Raw genomic sequence first — 18,591 nt, 5'->3', positions numbered from 1 at the left:
TGCCACTGTCACAGGGAACTGGTGAGAAAAACCCGTTTCAGCCTTAATACAGCGTAGATCAAAACTGGAAACAATGAACTGAACTGGCAGTAATTTTGTCAAGTTAGCCCTAAGTCTAATCGATCAAGGTCGTATACTGCTCAAGGAGTCCTCTCCACTATTCTGAGTGCGAACATTGTAATGACTAAACGAATGGAGGGACCAAAGGTACGAGGGAGGTGTCGCTTATGAATCAACCGACCGAATGATAACGAACCGGTTATCTAACTTACGAAACAGGACCAAAACAGCATTAAAAAACTCTACAATCAAACAGGGATTAAAACGAACAGGGAGGTATCGTTTATGAAAGTAGAAGGACAACAACTATCTGGAAGACCGTATCAGTCTGAGACTGACAACCTTCCGCAAACCGCCAGTGGTCGTACCTATAATCGGGACGTTCACTCCAGATCCAGTCTGGACAGCCTGCTTTATATACTGGCGGAGTTTCTTGAAGACATGGCTCTGGAGTTTAAGCCTATCAGCAACTATCTGTGTCAGGTGTTAACACTTGAGAACTTTATAAAAGCCGCCAATAAACTCAGACATGAGGCAGAACAGGCCAGTATTGATGTCAAAATGAACAATACGGACTCAAAATTCAAGCGCCTTGAATTGAAAGCTAGAAAAGAGATGAACGAGTTCAGGCACGATGTCAAAAACCGATGGTCAGAATTGAGGCATGACTTTAAGGCAGGGTGGAAAAAACTGGACAAGTGACAGTTGAGAGCTGGAACTTAGATTAAGCTCCAGCTCCAATATTTGTTAGCCTGCCATTTCTAACAGGAGTTTGTTCAAACGCTGAACGTAGCTGGCAGGATCATCCAGCTGGCCACCTGCAGCCAGCTTGGCCTGATCAAAGACCACACGACACAGATCAGCAAAACGATCTTCATCTGCTTCCTGGTCCAAACGGTTAATCAGAGGGTGCTCAGGATTGATCTCAAAGATAGGCTTGGATTCAGGCATGGCCTGACCCGCAGCTTCCATGATCTTACGCATTTGGGCGCCCATATCCTGTTCACCTACGACCAAACAGGCGGGTGAATCCGTCAGACGGTGCGTTACACGGACTTCTTCAACCTGGTCCAACAGGGCATCCTTGATGCGCTTGAGCAGATCTTCTTTCTCCTTGGCACTTTCTTCCAGGGCTTTCTTGTCGCCTTCATCGTCCAGTTGACCCAGATCCAGGTCACCACGTGCGATGTCTGCAAACTGTTTGCCATCGAATTCGTTCAGATGCGACATCAGCCACTCATCGACACGGTCGCTCAGCAGAAGAACTTCGATTCCCTTCTTCCTGAACACTTCCAGGTGAGGACTGTTGGCCGCCGCATTGTGGGTTTCTGCAGTGATGTAGTAGATCTTGTCCTGACCTTCCTTGATTCTGGAAACATAGCCTTCCAGAGATTGGTCCTGGTCACTACCCTTGCTCTCGGTAGAAGCAAAACGCAGGAGTTTGGCAACTTTCTCACGGTTTGCGAAGTCCTCAGCAGGGCCTTCTTTTAATACCTGACCAAACTCTTTCCAGAACTCTGCATACTGCTCTTCTTCCTTCTTGGCCATTTTTTCCAGCATGTCCAAAACACGCTTGGTCAATGCGGCTTTCATGCTGTCGACAGCAGGGTCTTTCTGAAGGATTTCACGCGATACGTTCAAGGAGAGATCGTTAGAATCCACCACACCCTTAATGAAACGCAGGTACATGGGCAGGAATTCATCGGCCTGATCCATGATGAATACGCGCTGAACGTAGAGCTTCAGGCCTTTCTGCATATCACGATTATAAAGATCGAAGGGAGCTTTGGCAGGAATGAACAACAGGCTGTTGTATTCCAGCTTGCCTTCAACACGGTTATGACTCCACTTTATAGGGTCAGCAAAGTCATGACTGATGTGTTTGTAGAACTCTTTGTACTCTTCATCAGTAATATCAGAACGGGAGCGAGTCCACAGGGCCTTTGCGGTATTAACCGTTTCCCACTCAGGCGCCTTGTCTTCCTCCTTTTCCTCTTCTTCTGAAGGCATCTCTTGCTTGACCATCAGAATTGGCATGGAGATATGGTCAGAATACTTGCGAACAATGTTGCGCAGACGCCAGCCGTCAGCAAACTCTTCGGCATCGTCCTTCAGGTGCAGGATGATGGAGGTGCCACGTTTTTCTTTGCTGATCCCTTCAACGGTGAATTCACCGGAGCCGTCGGATACCCAACGGACGGCTTGCTCAGCCGGTGCATCCGCCTTGCGGGTTTCAACGGTGACCTTATCAGCGACAATAAAGGCAGAGTAAAAACCGACGCCGAACTGACCAATCAGCTGAGAGTCTTTCTTCTGGTCACCGGTCAGCTGTTGCAGGAAGTCAGCGGTGCCGGACTTAGCAATGGTACCCAGGTGAGCAATAACATCCTCACGGTTCATACCAATGCCGTTATCAGCGACGGTAACGGTTTTTGCTTCCTTGTCAAAATCAACACGAATATCCAGATTGGGATCACTTTCCAGCAAACCATCATTATGCAACGCTTCAAAGCGCAGTTTGTCAGCAGCATCTGAAGCGTTAGAGATCAACTCCCGCAGAAAGATTTCGCGATTGGAGTACAGGGAGTGGATCATGAGGTGAAGAAGTTGCTTGACCTCGGTTTGGAAACCCAGTGTTTCTTTTTTGGCTTCTGCAGTCATTTGGCCCTCTACATTGTTTTCTGCCAGTGGCCGTCGTTCAGAACCTTCTCATGAGCGATCAGCCTGATCATAAATTGCTTTGAAACTAATGTGGGGACAGGCTTTTTGATTTCAAGGCAGAATTCGAGAATTTTATGAATATTCTTTTGCCTGCTACTCCTTAGCAGTATCAGAGAGCGTATCAAGCACTTTGGAATGAAACTCCCGACGGTACAGAATAACCACCACCATGACCGTGCTGATGATAAAAAGAGAAGGATGAATAAACCAGGACAATGTGGCCAGAGAAAAATAATAGGCCCGCAGGCCGTAGTTAAAGTGGTTGGCGGCCAGCGTCATGATAAAGCCCACCTTGTCCGCAAATACTTTCTGTTCCGTTTTATTACCACTGATATCCTGCATCAGAGGGGCACTCCCCATAAGAACACAGGTAAAGTTATAGAGTCTGAGACTCCAGGTAAACTCAAAAAAGGTATACACAAATATAACCAGCATGACCAAAACCTTCAGTTCCCAGAGTTCACGGGTATTGGTCGTCACAAAAGGCATAGCCGACAGAACGCCGACCGCTTCTTCTGATGCTGCAATTCCGGTGATCAGGCCCGCCATAACCAGAATACTGGTGGAAGCAAAGAAACTGACAGATGCCCGAAGGCTGGCGAGCAGACTGGCATCGGCTATCCGGTTATCCCTGCCAAGCAGCCGATACATCCAGTCTCGTCTGTAGAGTGCCAGAACGCTGGCCAGACATGCCGTTGCCTGCCCCCTTCGATAGGCAAAAATGGTATAGCCTACCCACAGTAAAATCAGTGACAGGAGTGCCAGCCAGTCAAACCAGGAGGCAACCCCAGATAGATTGACCATAGTCCGTCCTCTTGGGTTATTGTTGTCATTCGATAAAGCAGTATCTTCTATCTACCCCGATAGCCATGACTGCGAAGGCAATACCTGCCTCATGCCGGGAAAAGATCAAATTGCCGGAAACATATGCTAAAGTGGCCTCAAGTTAAGACTCTGGATTGCTTCAGGCGTAATATTCACGGGTTAACACCTGCATCAATATAGACTATTGTTTCAGTTTTTATCGGCCGACATCCCGGGATCAACCACCTGATTTTTTCTTATCGGCTATTTTCCTCCAGCTCTGGCTTAGCCCGGTGCCATCGTCAACAGGAGAAAGGATGACAAGTTCGCAATTTATTCTAGGCTGGACAATCTACCTGGCAGGTGCAATGGGTTGTCTGGTGTCGCTTATTATGATTACCGGAAGACTGCCTGCGCGCTTGAAGTGGGTACTGCGTTTTACAGCTGCTGCCCTGCTTTGCACACCCTGGTGGATAACCAGAGGCTCTGATCTGTTGTCTCCCGCGCTGTTTACAATGATATACGATGGCATGACCCACGGTTTTGAAGCCATGTCCAGAACAGGAATGATCATTGTGTTCGCCGCTGGATTAGCGGCCCTGATTGCCTTTGTCCTGCCCGTAAAGAAGTCAAACACAGACAAGAAAAAAACTGAGCGAGCTCCGAAACCCTCTGGTAGCGAGATACGATCCAAAAGGCAGGAACCCACCTGCTGACAGTTTTGTGAACCAACGGAACAAACAATGCCAAGAAACAATACTAACGGACAGTTGAGATGTGTGAACTGCTGGGCATGAGCGCCAACACACCGACCGACATTTGCTTCAGCTTCAGTGGTTTGATGCAGAGAGGCGGACGCACCGGTCCCCACAGTGATGGCTGGGGTATCGTCTTTTATGAAGGGGCGGGAGTACGTGAGTTTCGCGACCCCCATCCGAGCTGTGAGTCAGAAATCGCCAAACTGGTCAGGAATTATCCGATCAAGAGCGATATTGTGATCAGCCATATCCGTCAGGCGAATGCCGGACGGGTTTCTCTGGAAAACACCCACCCTTTTACCCGGGAGTTCTGGGGACGAAACTGGACCTTTGCCCATAATGGCCAGCTTAAAGGGATCAAGAAAAAACCGCTTTGCTATTACCGTCCGGTGGGCACCACTGACAGCGAATATGCTTTCTGCTGGTTAATGAGCCAGCTCAGGGAACGCTTTCCTAAACCCCCTGCACGGGCTGCAACCCTGCACCGCTACATTCATAAGCTGGCGTTGGAATTAAGAAAGCTGGGGGTGTTCAATATGTTATTAACGGATTCAAAACATCTTTATTGCTTCTGCTCGACCAAATTAAGCTGGATTACCCGAAAAGCACCTTTTGAAAAAGCGACTCTGAAGGATGATTCATTGAGTGTTGATTTTAAGCAGGTGACAACTAAAAACGATATTGTCACTGTAGTCGCCACCGAACCTCTGACCACCAATGAGAGCTGGAACATTATGAAGTCCGGAGAATTTATTGCATTCCGGGAAGGCCAGGTTCACTACCGTCATGAGTGAATAATGAATCGGGATGCCTTATTACTCCTTAATATCGCTCCAGCGAATTTCTCCGGAGCGAATTCTCTGTGCCGACATGTAGTAAACCAGTTGACCTGCTTTTACTCGCTGATCACCATTGGGGTTGAGAACCAGATCATCACCGGTGGCCGTCTCAGCGACTCCCAGAACAATAGCTTCATGCTGTTTTTTCATAAATTCCAGCAATCGATTGAACCTTACTCCCTCAAAATCTTCAGGGACTTTAACGCTGTATTGTGTGGGGCCAATCAACGTTGACAGAAGCTGCCCCTGGATTCGAGAAGAACCAGGGTCCTGAGCCGATCGCACCAGCATCTCCATGGAAATACTGGTATGACACTCCACTTGCGGACAATGGGACTTGAGCAGTTTGACCATATGTTCATGCTCAAACCAGGCCACAATATGAGCGGTTTTCGTCATTGCTGTTACGGTCAGGCAACTGGTCAGTGTTTTGTCATCGTTGGAGCGGTAAATGATGACCCGGTCGGCAGAAGTCACTCCGGCCCTGCTAAGCAGTTCATAATCACTCAGACTCTTGCCCTGAATAAACAAAACCTGATCAGGAAAAGGGTTGTCCATCTCTTCTGTGGCACAGAGCACTACCTTACGATCTTCTCTGCGGATATCACCGAAAATCAGTTCGATCATTCTGGCTGTCCTTTCAGGATGCCAGCCCAAAATCACTATATGCCCGGCCAATGCTGAATAATCGCCTTTCCCCTTCATGCCTTTTCTCCATAACTCGACAAAAAATGAAGACAGTTTGCCGAGAAAGCCGGCAAAAATCACCAAACCGCCCGGCATTACCAAAAGTGAAGCAGTCATTTTTCCGCCCGCTGTTTCTGGGGTGAAATCGCCATAACCCACCGTGGTTGCCGTGGCCACAAAATAATAAAACCAGATCTCCGGAGAAGTCAGTTCCTGTTCTCCGGACAGCCACATTAACAACCAGCTGCCAAAAAACAACAGCAGCAAAACAACAAGCAGTGCCAGCCAACTCAACTTCATCAGATTCTGAGTGATAAAGTGCAGGCTTGTTTTTATCGGCCCCACAGTTTGTTCTCCATGGTCAGTTATGTCTGTCAATCAGAAGTACCATCCCATCTGCACCAGTGACGATGACTGAGCAGCCTTTCTCAAGGTCTCCGGGCGCTTTGACGGACCAGAGGGTATCACCAACCCTGATCTTTCCCTGCCCACCGGGCAGGTCATTTTCCAGAACCAGCACCCGGCCGATCAATTGAGCAGAACGCTGATTTAACTGAGGGTAATCACTTTTTTCATTCACCCGACGGAAAAATTTCCAGTAAGCCACCGTAAAGATCAGGCTGCTCAATGCAAACCACACCAGTTGCCAGGCCCAACTGGTTTCAGGCAGCAGCCACACCAACGCTGCCAGTAGGAGAGCCGCTGCAGCACTGCCAAGAAGGAAGCCTCCTGCCCCAAGAGCTTCCAGACCCAGGCACAGGAACGCAACAATCAACCAATGCCAGGGTTGCAAAGTATTGAGAAAGTCCATTGATATACCAGATCCTGTCAGGGTGTTTTCTTCAAGCCATCGAAGAGTTCTTTAATACCCGCCAGCGAGCCAATCACATTGCCTGCTTCCAGTGGCATCATGATGGTCTTGCTGTTTTCCGCCGCCGCAACAGATTGCAAGGCATCCACGTATTTTTGCGCAACAAAATAATTGATAGCCCGGGCATCTCCATTAGCAATAGCCTGGGAAACGACTTCAGTCGCCCGCGCTTCTGCTTCTGCCAGCCTTTCCCTGGCCTCAGCTTCTCTCTTGGCTGCTTCCAGCTCACCCTCTGCCTGTAGAATTTGAGCCTGTTTTTCACCTTCTGCTACTTTGATAGCCGCTTCCCGGCTACCCTCTGCTTCAAGTATCTGAGCCCTTTTCTCCCGCTCCGCTTTCATTTGACGGGCCATGGACTCCACCAGATCATTAGGAGGAGCTATGTCCCGAATCTCGATGCGAGTCACTTTCACTCCCCATGGACTGGTAGCTTCATCCACTTTGAGGAGCAGCATGTTGTTAATACGGTCACGGTTGGACAACATCTCATCCAGCTCCATGGAACCGAGAACCGCACGAATGTTTGTCATCACCAGATTCTGCATAGCCCGATAGAGTTCATTGACTTCATAGGACGCACGAACAGCATCCTGAACCTGGTAAAAACAAACGGCATCTGTCGTTACTTGGGCATTATCGGAGGAGATAATTTCTTGTGAAGGTATATCAAGAACCTGCTCCATCATATTGATTTTTTTACCAATCCTGTCAACAACAGGCACTATGACATGCAGGCCGGGAGACAGTGTTCGGGTGTACTTACCAAAACGTTCTACGGTGAAATGAAAGCCCTGTGGAACCATTCTGACACCAGTACCTATCAGCACAGCGATCAGGACTACCAATGCAATGGCTGTAATCTCAAAACCCATTTAGTCACTCCTTAGCCTGAAAAGTAGAATCAATTCAGCGGACAGTCTGACAGAAAAAATCAACAATGTCCTAAATCTGTCGTAGCCTCTGTAAAAGTCACAGAGATCATGGAAAGATAGTCATCGTTGATCGGACAAAATATCAAATAAGTATTCACAGCAGCTACAAACCTCGTTAGAGTGCTGACAGAACTCTAACGCCAACAAATCCGATTGTGATCATGAAATTCGATTCTACCGACAATTATATTGCAACCAGCGAACTGAAAACTGCTGTGAACGCGGCCATTGCCTTGCAACGCCCTCTTCTGATCAAGGGCGAACCCGGAACCGGAAAAACCATGCTTGCAGAAGAAGTAGCAGAATCCCTGGGCAAACGACTTTTGCAGTGGAACATCAAATCCACCACCAAGGCCCAACAGGGATTGTATGAGTACGATGCTGTTTCAAGATTGCGCGACTCTCAGCTGGGCGATGAAAAAGTACACGATATCGGCAATTACATCGTCAAAGGTAAATTGTGGGAAGCCTTTGAAGCCGATGAACAGGTGGTTCTGCTGATTGATGAAATCGACAAGGCTGATATCGAGTTCCCCAACGATTTGCTTCAGGAACTGGATAAGATGGAGTTCTTTGTTTACGAGACCCGGAAAATGGTTAAGGCTCGACAGCGGCCCATCGTGATCATCACCAGTAACAATGAAAAAGAACTGCCCGATGCCTTTCTCAGACGCTGTTTCTTCCACTACATCCGTTTCCCTGATCCGGCGACCATGAAGCAGATTGTCGATGTTCACTTTCCCACCCTGAAGCAGGGGCTGGTTTCCGAAGCTTTGCAGATGTTCTTTGAATTAAGGGATATCCCCGGCCTGAAGAAAAAGCCTTCTACCTCTGAGCTGATAGACTGGCTCAAGCTATTGAACTCTGACGACATACCAGTCGATGTGCTAAGAAACAGCGATGCTCGCAGTGCTATACCGCCACTCTACGGAGCCCTGGTTAAAAACGAACAGGATATTCATTTACTGGAACGGCTCGCCTTCATGACTCGTCGATAAGGTGAACCGATGCTGACTAACTTTTTCGATACGGTTCGCGCCTTTGGTGTCCCGGCCAGTACCCGGGAGTACCTTGACTTGCTCAGGGCTATGCAGGCTCATGTAGTCTTCGCGGATAACGAAGCATTTTACCAACTATCCAGAGCCATACTGGTCAAGGATGAACGTCACTACGACCGCTTCGATAAAGCCTGCAAAGCTTTTTTTGACGGCATTGAGAGCGTTGAAGATCTGCTTGAAGCCACTATACCGGAAGATTGGCTCAGAAAAGAATTCATCAATCAGCTCAGCGAAGAAGAGCGGGAAAAGCTCAAGGCACTCGGCAGCCTTGAAGAATTGATGGAGACACTGAAGCAGCGTCTGCAGGAGCAAAAAGAACGTCATGCCGGGGGGAATAAATGGCTTGGCACTGGCGGCACATCCCCTTTTGGTGCCTATGGTAACAATCCAATGGGGGTTCGTATTGGCCAACACGAGAGCAGAAACCGGAGCGCCACCAAAGTCTGGGATAAACGGGAATTCCAGAACCTGGATGACAATGAAAGACTGGGCAGTCGCAATATGAAAATGGCCCTGCGCAGACTCAGAAAATTCGCACGACAGGGGGTTCCGGATCAGCTGGATCTCGATGACACCATTCGATCCACAGCCAATAAAGGGTTGCTGGACATAAAAATGGTTCCGCAAAGGCGTAATTCAGCGAAAGTACTGCTTTTTATGGATATCGGTGGCTCCATGGATGCTCACGTCAAAGACTGTGAAGCACTCTTTTCCTGTGCACGCTCTGAATTCAAGCATATGGAGTTTTTCTACTTCCATAACTATCTCTATGAATGGGTCTGGAAAAACAACGTCCGACGACAAAGTGAAAAAACCGAAACCTGGGACATCGTTCATCGCTTTGGTAAAGACTACAAAGTGATTTTTGTTGGAGATGCCCAGATGTCACCTTATGAAATCACCTCACCGGGCGGAAGCGTTGAACACTGGAATGAAGAACCGGGGCACACCTGGATGCAGCGTGTTCTGGATCATTTTGATAATGCTATCTGGTTGAACCCCATCAATAAAGACAGCTGGTTTTTCACCCATTCTACAAAGATCATCCATGAACAGCTGGAGGGCAGAATGTTCCCTCTGACGGTGAAGGGTCTGGAAGAGGGTATGAAAGAGTTGTCTACTAAAAGCTGAGTTATGAAAACAGTCAAGGTTATAGAAGATTATCAGGCCTGCTACCCGGACCCAGTGACTTTCAGTGAAGGTGACAGTCTGATATTAGGTAAAAGTGATGATGAGTTTCCCGGATGGATCTGGGTCACAACTGGATCGGGCAAAGAAGGCTGGACTCCCCTGCCTCTGATAAGACGTTTGAACCAGAAACACGGGATTGCATTAGAGGACTTTAGCGCCAGGAAACTCAGTGTGAAAGCGGGTGAAAATTTGAGAATCATGCGTGAGATTAACGCTTGGGCCTGGGTAGAAAACCAACAGAAACAGACGGGCTGGGTGCCTATATCCAAATTCGCTGAATACCGTCATGAAAGTGATTAATAATGTCACTTTCAACCACTGAAAACAGTCAATGTCCCCTGTGCAGTGCCTTATCCAGAGACTTTGCCAGCGATAAAAGAAGAGATTATTTCAGATGTTCTGATTGCTCACTGGTTTTTGCTGATAAAAAAAGCTGGCCAACGCCTGAGCTGGAACGCTCAGAATATGAGCTTCATACAAACAATGCCTTTGAGCCGGGATATCGAAAATTTCTTTCAAGGGTGACAGAGCCGTTGAAAGGCAGGATATCTTTGGATGCACAGGGACTGGACTTTGGCTGCGGGCCTGGCCCCACACTTTCTTTGATGATGGCTGAAGCTGGTTGGCCTATGGCTCTGTATGACCCCTTTTTCCATTCGGATCAAAGCGCTCTGGAAAAAACGTACGATTTTATCACAGTCACTGAAGTCATAGAACACATCCATCAACCGGATGTATGGTTGCCGAAACTCTGGAGTATGATCAGACCCGGCGGGACACTGGCATTCATGACCAAAATGGTGATAGATCAGGAAGCCTTTTGCAGATGGCATTACAAGAATGATCCTACCCATGTCTGTTTTTACTCAATAGAAACCTTTCAGCACCTTGCTGAACAATGGCAGGCAGTGCTCAGTTTTGAAGCCCGGGATGTTATATTTTTCTATAAATTAATGCATTAAACAGTGGGATTACTATAAAGCAATCAAAAAAAATCTCGGAACTGCGTAAGAAGTATTTGGGATTATCTTGCAAGTTGGTAAGTACGAAAGGCTCATTATTTCAGTATGCCAGGCACGGGTGAGCGAGGATGGAAAGAGTGTCTAAAAAAACGATCCCTTGACTGCAGGCGAACACAAAAATAGTAAAATCGTCTATCGCAGCCCGCCAAAGTTCTACTTGTTCTTATGAGCCTTATCAGCGTGACTCCGTTGAGCAACGACCTTGGCAAAGCGCAGAGAAATCCTTTTGCATTTACAACACCGACCGACCTCTTCCTGTTGAAGTTCATTTAGATAGGTATTAATGAAATCCTCATTCATTGTTTTTTAGAATACCCTCAAGGACTTTCATGGCTGATAGTCATCAAATAACTACTCTGTAGCCCTACATTAACCCTGAGGGTGTTTCATGACAACTGACGGCTTCGTTGTTGTTTGATTGCATTGAAGCAGACCAACATTCTGTTGCAAATTCGATCACCACCCTGGCAAGTTTTTATTCTTGCTTGATCGCTACCAGGTATGCCTTAGATAAAAATTTTCTCTGACGGTTATAAAACACACCCATGTTCTGGTTCAATCAGCCAACGCAGAGATAATCATAGCTGGATATCGTCCGACACCTGTTTGACCTGTAATAGCTCGAACAATCGATCCGTTTCCTGAGTGAGATGACGATCTCTGGCCATGACTCCTGACCCTTGTTCAGACTCATGAGTCCCCCAGGCAACCGTTACCTTGCCCCATTCAATAATCATTCTTGGGTGATGTACGTAGGACTCCGCCAGTCCCGCCACCGCATTAAGAAAACAGAGAGACTTCGAATACTTTTTGAAGGTATAGGACTTCTCAAGGTGATCAACGCCTTCATACTGACACAACGACCAGTTACTCATATATTATCCTCCTGGTGGCTTATTACCCTACCTGACAGGCACGGCAAGAAAGCACTCTGATGGTACAGACAGAGTTTATACAGACCCCACGAAAGGATAAATGAATTTTGGGCTTTGATCGAACCTCCTTTACCAGGAAATGGCAACTGGATGAATAAACGTGCTAATCAGCAAGGGCTATACAGTATATATCTTTTCAAGACATAACTGCCTGATGGCTTGAGCCTCATATCCATACGCTGCACAGCCTGCTGCACACTACAAGAGCCTTTTACAAGCTCTCTTCGCTTTCTTCCTGATCAACCTTTTCAGCCTGAAGTTGCTCCAGCTCCTGCTTACTGGCATTGAGCTGCTGAGTGAGCTGCTTCTGCTTGGTTTTCAGTGTCCCGTTCTCTGTCGTCAGAGTCCGGTTCTGCTCCTGCAGACGTTTGATCTGTTTCTTCATACGATCAGGATTGCTGGCTCGCAGCGTTTTCAGCTCGTTATCAGCGCTCTTGACCTGCTTGTTCAGCTTTTCAGCCTTCTGCTCAGCCGCATCAAGCCGTGACTTCAGCTGAGTCACTTCTTTATCGTGCTGATCAGTGATATCAAGGAGAGCTTGCAGGCGCTGTTGCTCAATAACGTCCAGTTCTTCATTTTTAAAGAAACGGCCTCCCGCGCTCAGGGTACCCATATTAATTACCTACCTCCGAAAAGAGTTTGAAGTGATGACAACAGGAAGCTGCCCTTGCCAGCGCAGGGCATCCACACATGTATGGGGGATATTTGATAATGAGATCAATTGTTCTTCATTCAATGGCTGGCAAAAGCAGACTGACTTTAGACGGAGGCAAGTTTATTACACTTACTTCCCCTAGGAAAGCGCAATTTACACAATTTTTTGCAATGCTGCCAGTTTATTTGCTCATTCTGACAGCATTATTGGTCAATCAGGCTTCTGGTATGGCCTCCAGTGTTTTAATCAGGTAGTTCCAGAAATTTCCAACCGCCGGAATATGGACCTTTTCATCCGGTGAATGGGGGAACCGAATGGTTGGGCCAAAAGAAATCATGTCCCAGTTTGGGTAAACACCACCCAGTAACCCACACTCCAGGCCAGCATGAATGACTTTGATCTCAGGCTCGTAACCGAACACCTGTTCATGAATATCCTTCATGGTTTTCAAAATAGTAGACTCAGCATTGGGCCTCCATCCGGGGTAACCCCCCTGCTTTTTGACTTCTGCTCCGATTAACCGATAAAGACCGGCAATACTCTCGGCATGTTCTTCCCTGGCACTGTTAATAAGGCTTCGTACCATGTTTTCTATGGTAATCCGACCCTCCTTTATCTTGATGACGGCCAGGTTATTTGATGTTTCCACCACCCCTTCAACACTCAGACTCATCCGGTGGACGCCATTTGGAGATACATGCAGGGTGTTCATCAGCTGACTTTGTGCTTCCGGGGTCATAGCCTTCCGAACAGATTCTGAGACCTGCATAACAAGACTCAGATCTGGCTCTGCTTCTGACAGCTCTGTACGAAATACATTCAGATACTCATCAACTATTCGGGCAGCTTCTTCGCGACTACTTAGAGGGATAGCTACCTGAGCAAAGGCTTCTCTCGGGATTGCATTTCTGAGTGAACCGCCGGAATATTCTGTCAGTCTGGCACCTATTCCAGACAAGGCTTTCAGTAGCCTCACCATCAGCTTGTTGGCATTACCCCGCTGCAGTTTGATATCAATACCGGAATGACCGCCTTTCAAGCCTTTCAAAGCAAGAGTGAAACTGCTATATCCTTCCTCCAAAGACTCTTCCTGGTAACTGTGAGAAACACAAACATCGACACCACCAGCACAGCCAACATAGAGCTCTCCTTCATCTTCAGAGTCCATGTTCAGCATGATCTCACCCTTCAGCAAACCAGGCTTAAGACCGTGAGCTCCGGTCATCCCACTCTCTTCATCAATGGTAAACAGAGCTTCAACAGGACCATGGGGAATATCCGTCGACTCAAGCACCGCCATAGCCGCTGCAACACCAATACCATTATCGGCTCCCAGAGTGGTTCCTTCCGCAGTAACCCAATCGCCATCAACGTACGCCCTGATAGGATCTTTAGTAAAATCATGTTCTGTATCTGCGTTTTTTTGAGGCACCATGTCCAGGTGACTCTGGAGAACAACGCCACGGCGGTTTTCCATACCCGGAGTAGCTGGCTTGCGAATGATCACGTTGCCGACTTCGTCTATCAGGGTATCCAGACCAAGATTCTCGCCAAACTCCTTTACGTAGGCACGCACAGCATCTTCATGCCTGGAGGGGCGGGGAATCTTGCAAAGTGCCTGAAAGTGTCGCCAAATAGGTTGAGGGGATAATTCAACAAGCTGGGTCACAGCTATCTCCTGTTGATGGGGGGGGGAAAGAGTCTATGAAAATAGCCCCTGCGAGAACGAACGCCCATTAGTGAATACACTAATCAAAAACCGAGATTGCCGTATTCACTAACAGTAAAACCGAAAACCTGATCTATTTTTTAACCCGGCTGCCCAGATAATGCGCAAAACCATTCCTTTACTAGATCCCGATAGACCTCAATTTCCTGCTGCTCATGAGGCTCTGGATTACCCTGATGGCCTATTGGCTATGGGTGGCAACCTTGCCCCTGAAACACTGACTGACGCATACAAGAGGGGCATCTTCCCCTGGTTCAACGAAGGCGAACCCATTCTCTGGTGGTCTCCTAACCCAAGAATGGTGCTTTATCCAGAGTATCTGCACATAAGCCGCTCCATGAAGCGTTTTCTAAAAAAGCACTCTTATAGAGTGAGTTTTGATGAAGCCTTCAGTGAAGTCATGACTGCCTGCTCGTCGCCCCGGAAAAATCAGGATGGCACATGGATCATCAAAGAAATGAAAGAAGCCTATACTGCCCTTTTTAAAGAGGGTCTGGCTCATTCGGTGGAAGTCTGGTCAGGCGATAAGCTGGTGGGCGGGCTTTATGGCGTCACGATTGACAAAGTATTCTTTGGAGAATCCATGTTCAGTTTCGAAACCAATACTTCAAAACTTGCAATGATTATGTTGTGCAAAGAGTTGCTGAATAGAAACTTCCATCTGATCGATTGCCAGATACACAGCCCCCACCTGGAGTCACTGGGCGCGAGAATGATAAGCCGGGATGCATTTCTCAAGGCATTGAAAGACGGTTGCCGAACGCCTGCAACCAGTGCACACTGGAATTAGACAGGGCAATGGACGGCCAAAGCTGATGAGCGCACTTAAAGATCTTAAATTTTACGCAACCCAGCCACACAACTGCAGCTACCTGGAGGATAAGCAGGCTATAACATTATTTATGGATCCCGACAAAGACTTGGATCCAGCTCTTTATCGGCATTTGGCCGACATTGGATTTCGAAGAAGCGGTCGACACGTATACAGACCTCACTGTCAGGGCTGCAACGCTTGCATTCCGGCCAGAGTGGTTGCCAAGAGTTTCGAACCCAGACGCAAGCACAGAAAGCTATTAAAAAAAAATCGGGATATCCTGGTCACCCGATCCGAAGCTGAATACGATGAAGAAACCTATCAGCTTTACAAAAAATACATCTCCATACAGCATCGCGATGGCGATATGTACCCTCCCTCAATGGAGCAATTCCAATCCTTTTTGGTAGGTTGCCCTGAATTCTGTTGCTACTACAAATTCTGGCTGGACGAAAAACTCGTGGCTGTTGCAGTCACCGACGAGCTGTCAAATGGACTCTCTGCAATTTATACCTTTTATGACCCTGAAGTCAGCAAAACCAGAAGTCTGGGCAGTTACTGCATTCTCTGGCAGATAGAGGAAGCCAAAAAACTGGGGCTCAAGCACCTTCACCTGGGCTATTGGATCAAGGACTGCAAAAAAATGAGTTACAAAATTCAATACCGTCCTCTGGAAGTCTATGTTAACAACCGCTGGGTTACTTTGAGGTAGTCGTCCTGATATATACTGTAACTGATTATTCAGACAGGGTTAATCAGCTACAGCGACATTAACTCCCAGTTAATTCACCGTATTATCTGGTCAATCAGGATTTGATGGGGATCGAAAGTGATGACAGAGAATGTTTTTATATGGATAAAGGCCGGTTCACTTTGCTTTAAAGCTGGTTTTCAGGCAGAATGCCTGCCAGATTTATTCAGCTAACGCTCTATTCCTGAGGTCAAACTTTATATGGCGAAAGAAGAAAGTCTTGAAATGGAAGGCACTGTCATTGACACCCTGCCTAATACTATGTTCCGTGTAGAACTGGAGAACGGTCACGTTGTGACCGCACATATTTCAGGCAAAATGCGTAAAAACTACATCCGCATTCTGACAGGTGATAAAGTCAAAGTTGAACTGACTCCTTATGACCTGACCAAAGGCCGTATCACATACCGTTCCCGCTGACAGGGGCCTCTTGCCCCTGTCCCTCTCCTGGCTTTTTTTCAGCCCTGCTCACCATCCACAACTTCAAGATCCGAAGTCAGGCTTTTGGCAGGTTCGAATTTCAGGAACAGCCCTCCTTTCTTGACCGTCACGCGGACAAAGCCACCACTCTCAGACAGCTTGCCAAAAAGGATCTGTTCCGCCAGGGGCTTCTTGAGATGCTCCTGAATAACACGCCCCATAGGACGAGCCCCCATCATCCGATCATAACCTTTCTCTGCCAGCCACTCTCGTGCCTTATCATCAACGTCAATCTGAACCATTCTCTCATCCAGCTGCGCCTGAAGCTCTGTAAGGAACTTATCGACAACATGCTTGATAGTATCCTCGGTCAATGAGTCAAAGGGAATGATGGAGTCAAGACGGTTCCTGAATTCCGGTGTAAAGGTTTTCTTAATGGCTTCCATACCGTCTGTCGTATGATCCTGCTCAGTGAAACCAATAGAAGTACGCGTCATGCTTTCAGCACCAGCATTGGTCGTCATGATCAGAATAACATTTCTAAAGTCAGCTTTACGACCATTGTTGTCTGTCAGAGTGCCGTGATCCATCACCTGCAAAAGCAGGTTAAATACATCCGGATGCCCTTTCTCAATTTCGTCCAGCAACAAGACACAATGGGGTGTCTTGTTGATCGCTTCTGTCAAAAGTCCTCCCTGGTCATAACCGACATAGCCAGGAGGTGCACCTATCAGCCTGGAAACTGTATGAGCTTCCATGTACTCGGACATGTCAAAACGGACCAGCTCAACCCCCATGGACTTGGCTAACTGACGACAAACTTCCGTTTTGCCGACACCTGTTGGCCCAGAGAACAGGAAAGCACCCACCGGCTTGTCAGGCGCCTTCAAACCAGCACGCGACAATTTAATCGCAGTTGAAAGAGAAACAATGGCTTCGTCCTGGCCGAAGACCACCATTTTGAGATTCCTCTCAAGCTTGGAAAGTAACTCTTTATCAGAAGAAGAAACAGACTTAGGTGGAATCCGGGCAATCTTGGCGACAATACTTTCAACGTCGCCCACCTCAATGATCTTCTTGCGCTCATTCTCTGGTAAAAGACGCTGATAAGCACCAGCCTCATCAATAACGTCAATCGCTTTGTCAGGCATATGACGATCGTTGATATAGCGATTAGCTAACTCTGCTGCAGCTTTCAGGGCATCATCCTTATATTCAATGGTGTGATGCTCTTCAAAGCGACTCTTGAGACCACGAAGAATATCAATGGTATCGTCAACACTCGGTTCACTGATATCCACTTTCTGGAAACGACGAGCCAGGGCACGATCTTTTTCGAAAATACCACGAAACTCTTGAAAGGTCGTTGAACCTATGCAACGAAGATCGCCAGAAGTCAGCAGTGGCTTTAAAAGATTAGAAGCATCCATAACACCACCGGATGCAGCACCGGCACCAATAATAGTGTGAATCTCATCAATGAAGAGAATGGCGTTATCGAGCTTTTTAAGTTCGCTGAGCAACTTTTTGAATCGCTTCTCAAAATCACCACGGTATTTGGTTCCAGCCAGCAACGAACCAAGATCCAGAGAATACACAACCGCTTTGGAGAGTACTTCAGGTACTTCTCCGTCCACTATTCTTTTTGCCAGACCTTCAGCAACGGCTGTTTTCCCAACACCGGCTTCACCCACCAGCAGAGGATTATTCTTACGACGTCGCGTCAATATCTGGGATACCCGCTCAACCTCTTCTGCCCGACCTACCAGTGGATCAATCTTACCTATACGGGCCTGTTCGTTCAGGTTAGTGGCATAATTTTTAAGGGGGTCTTGACCGGCTGCCTCAGAGTCAGTGCTTTCCTCCATAAGCTCTCCACCCAACTCTTCCAACTCATTGCCCGGCATTTTGGAAATTCCGTGAGCGATATAGTTGACGACATCTATGCGGGCAACGTCCTGCTGCTTCAGAAAATAAACGGCCTGACTTTCTTGCTCACTGAAGATTGCAACCAGAACATTAGCACCGGTGACTTCTTTTTTTCCTGAGCTTTGCACATGAAATACAGCGCGTTGCAGAACTCTCTGAAACCCGAGAGTGGGTTGGGTCTCTCGCTCGGTATCGTTGGCAGGTATTAAAGGGGTTGTTGAATCAACAAAATCAATCAGTTCCCTGCGCAGCTTTTCGGTTTCTACACCACAAGCTAGAAGTACTCGGGAAGCGGATTCATTATCAAGCAGTGCCAGAAGCAGATGTTCCACGGTCATGAATTCATGTCGCTTGCTTCTTACATCACGGAAAGCACTGTTAAGAGTCAGTTCGAGGTCTTTATTGAGCATATGAT

19 protein-coding genes are annotated in these 18,591 nt (G+C 47.4%); 10 read left to right on the top strand and 9 right to left on the bottom strand.

Translation table 11 applies throughout. The features are described from left to right. Positions 1-345 precede the first annotated feature (345 nt). Positions 346-762, top strand: coding sequence for a hypothetical protein (locus ACO6VG_RS18725; RefSeq protein WP_422475094.1), 417 nt, complete (start codon positions 346-348; stop codon positions 760-762). A gap of 45 nt (positions 763-807) precedes the next feature. Here the strand turns inward: ACO6VG_RS18725 and htpG are convergent, their stop codons facing one another. Both htpG and ACO6VG_RS18715 read right to left on the bottom strand, forming a co-directional pair. Then, positions 808-2,721 (bottom strand): molecular chaperone HtpG, encoded by a 1,914-nt coding sequence (gene htpG, locus ACO6VG_RS18720; protein ID WP_422133706.1) that lies wholly within the window; start codon positions 2,719-2,721, stop codon positions 808-810. 153 nt (positions 2,722-2,874) lie between these two features. After that, a complete protein-coding gene (locus tag ACO6VG_RS18715) occupies positions 2,875-3,585 on the bottom strand; it encodes a DUF599 domain-containing protein (protein ID WP_422133705.1) in 711 nt (236 codons plus the stop codon). 317 nt (positions 3,586-3,902) lie between these two features. On the opposite strand from ACO6VG_RS18715, the gene ACO6VG_RS18710 reads away from it, so the two are divergent. Next, complete coding sequence (locus tag ACO6VG_RS18710; RefSeq protein ID WP_422133704.1) at positions 3,903-4,301, top strand: hypothetical protein; 399 nt, start codon at positions 3,903-3,905, stop codon at positions 4,299-4,301. A 59-nt stretch (positions 4,302-4,360) separates the two neighbouring features. Then, entirely contained in the window at positions 4,361-5,137 is a 777-nt protein-coding gene (locus tag ACO6VG_RS18705) for a class II glutamine amidotransferase (protein WP_422133703.1), read from the top strand. A 21-nt stretch (positions 5,138-5,158) separates the two neighbouring features. Here ACO6VG_RS18705 and ACO6VG_RS18700 read toward each other — a convergent pair whose 3' ends face one another. The 3 genes from ACO6VG_RS18700 to ACO6VG_RS18690 all read right to left on the bottom strand — a co-directional run bounded on the left by ACO6VG_RS18700 (position 5,159) and on the right by ACO6VG_RS18690 (position 7,612). Then, positions 5,159-6,169, bottom strand: coding sequence for a potassium channel family protein (locus tag ACO6VG_RS18700; RefSeq protein WP_422441798.1), 1,011 nt, complete (start codon positions 6,167-6,169; stop codon positions 5,159-5,161). 61 nt (positions 6,170-6,230) lie between these two features. Further along, positions 6,231-6,680 carry an NfeD family protein gene (locus ACO6VG_RS18695; protein WP_422408936.1) on the bottom strand — a complete coding sequence of 150 codons (450 nt, stop codon included), beginning with the start codon at positions 6,678-6,680 and terminating at the stop codon, positions 6,231-6,233. Positions 6,681-6,697: 17 nt separating this feature from the next. Next, positions 6,698-7,612: an SPFH domain-containing protein gene (locus tag ACO6VG_RS18690; RefSeq protein ID WP_422137925.1), complete on the bottom strand. Its 915-nt coding sequence runs from the start codon at positions 7,610-7,612 to the stop codon at positions 6,698-6,700. A gap of 221 nt (positions 7,613-7,833) precedes the next feature. Between ACO6VG_RS18690 and ACO6VG_RS18685 the strand changes: the two genes are divergently transcribed. From ACO6VG_RS18685 to ACO6VG_RS18670, 4 genes are read left to right on the top strand one after another with little or no spacing between them, the layout of a single operon-like run. Next, the gene (locus tag ACO6VG_RS18685; protein WP_422133699.1) at positions 7,834-8,670 is read left to right on the top strand and encodes an AAA family ATPase; all 837 of its coding nucleotides are present in this window, start codon (positions 7,834-7,836) and stop codon (positions 8,668-8,670) included. A 9-nt stretch (positions 8,671-8,679) separates the two neighbouring features. Then, a complete protein-coding gene (locus ACO6VG_RS18680; RefSeq protein ID WP_422133698.1) occupies positions 8,680-9,861 on the top strand; it encodes a vWA domain-containing protein in 1,182 nt (393 codons plus the stop codon). A 3-nt stretch (positions 9,862-9,864) separates the two neighbouring features. Next, positions 9,865-10,221: an SH3 domain-containing protein gene (locus ACO6VG_RS18675; RefSeq protein WP_422133697.1), complete on the top strand. Its 357-nt coding sequence runs from the start codon at positions 9,865-9,867 to the stop codon at positions 10,219-10,221. A 2-nt stretch (positions 10,222-10,223) separates the two neighbouring features. After that, on the top strand, positions 10,224-10,883 hold the full coding sequence (locus ACO6VG_RS18670) for a class I SAM-dependent methyltransferase (protein ID WP_422133696.1): 660 nt from the start codon (positions 10,224-10,226) through the stop codon (positions 10,881-10,883). A 638-nt stretch (positions 10,884-11,521) separates the two neighbouring features. On the opposite strand, the gene ACO6VG_RS18665 is transcribed toward ACO6VG_RS18670, so the two are convergent. The 3 genes from ACO6VG_RS18665 to ACO6VG_RS18655 form a co-directional block, all read right to left on the bottom strand. Further along, entirely contained in the window at positions 11,522-11,818 is a 297-nt protein-coding gene (locus tag ACO6VG_RS18665; protein ID WP_422133695.1) for a 4a-hydroxytetrahydrobiopterin dehydratase, read from the bottom strand. Between the two features lie 271 nt (positions 11,819-12,089). Continuing rightward, entirely contained in the window at positions 12,090-12,491 is a 402-nt protein-coding gene (locus ACO6VG_RS18660) for a hypothetical protein (protein WP_422133694.1), read from the bottom strand. Positions 12,492-12,747: 256 nt separating this feature from the next. Next, a complete protein-coding gene (locus ACO6VG_RS18655) occupies positions 12,748-14,202 on the bottom strand; it encodes an aminoacyl-histidine dipeptidase (RefSeq protein ID WP_422133693.1) in 1,455 nt (484 codons plus the stop codon). 160 nt (positions 14,203-14,362) lie between these two features. Here ACO6VG_RS18655 and aat point away from each other — a divergent pair, with 160 nt between their 5' ends. From aat to infA, 3 genes are all read left to right on the top strand, one after another. Continuing rightward, positions 14,363-15,052 (top strand): leucyl/phenylalanyl-tRNA--protein transferase, encoded by a 690-nt coding sequence (gene aat, locus ACO6VG_RS18650; protein WP_422133692.1) that lies wholly within the window; start codon positions 14,363-14,365, stop codon positions 15,050-15,052. 25 nt (positions 15,053-15,077) lie between these two features. Further along, the gene (locus ACO6VG_RS18645) at positions 15,078-15,788 is read left to right on the top strand and encodes an arginyltransferase (RefSeq protein ID WP_422133691.1); all 711 of its coding nucleotides are present in this window, start codon (positions 15,078-15,080) and stop codon (positions 15,786-15,788) included. Between the two features lie 240 nt (positions 15,789-16,028). After that, a complete protein-coding gene (gene infA, locus ACO6VG_RS18640; protein ID WP_252180026.1) occupies positions 16,029-16,247 on the top strand; it encodes a translation initiation factor IF-1 in 219 nt (72 codons plus the stop codon). A gap of 38 nt (positions 16,248-16,285) precedes the next feature. Here the strand turns inward: infA and clpA are convergent, their stop codons facing one another. After that, a complete protein-coding gene (clpA, locus tag ACO6VG_RS18635; protein WP_422133690.1) occupies positions 16,286-18,586 on the bottom strand; it encodes an ATP-dependent Clp protease ATP-binding subunit ClpA in 2,301 nt (766 codons plus the stop codon). Positions 18,587-18,591 lie beyond the last annotated feature (5 nt).

This window comes from Endozoicomonas sp. ALB032 (genome assembly GCF_049310125.1).
Classification (GTDB): domain Bacteria; phylum Pseudomonadota; class Gammaproteobacteria; order Pseudomonadales; family Endozoicomonadaceae; genus Endozoicomonas_A.
Note: the sequence above shows the minus strand (reverse complement) of the source record. Positions and strands in the feature narration are given on the sequence as shown.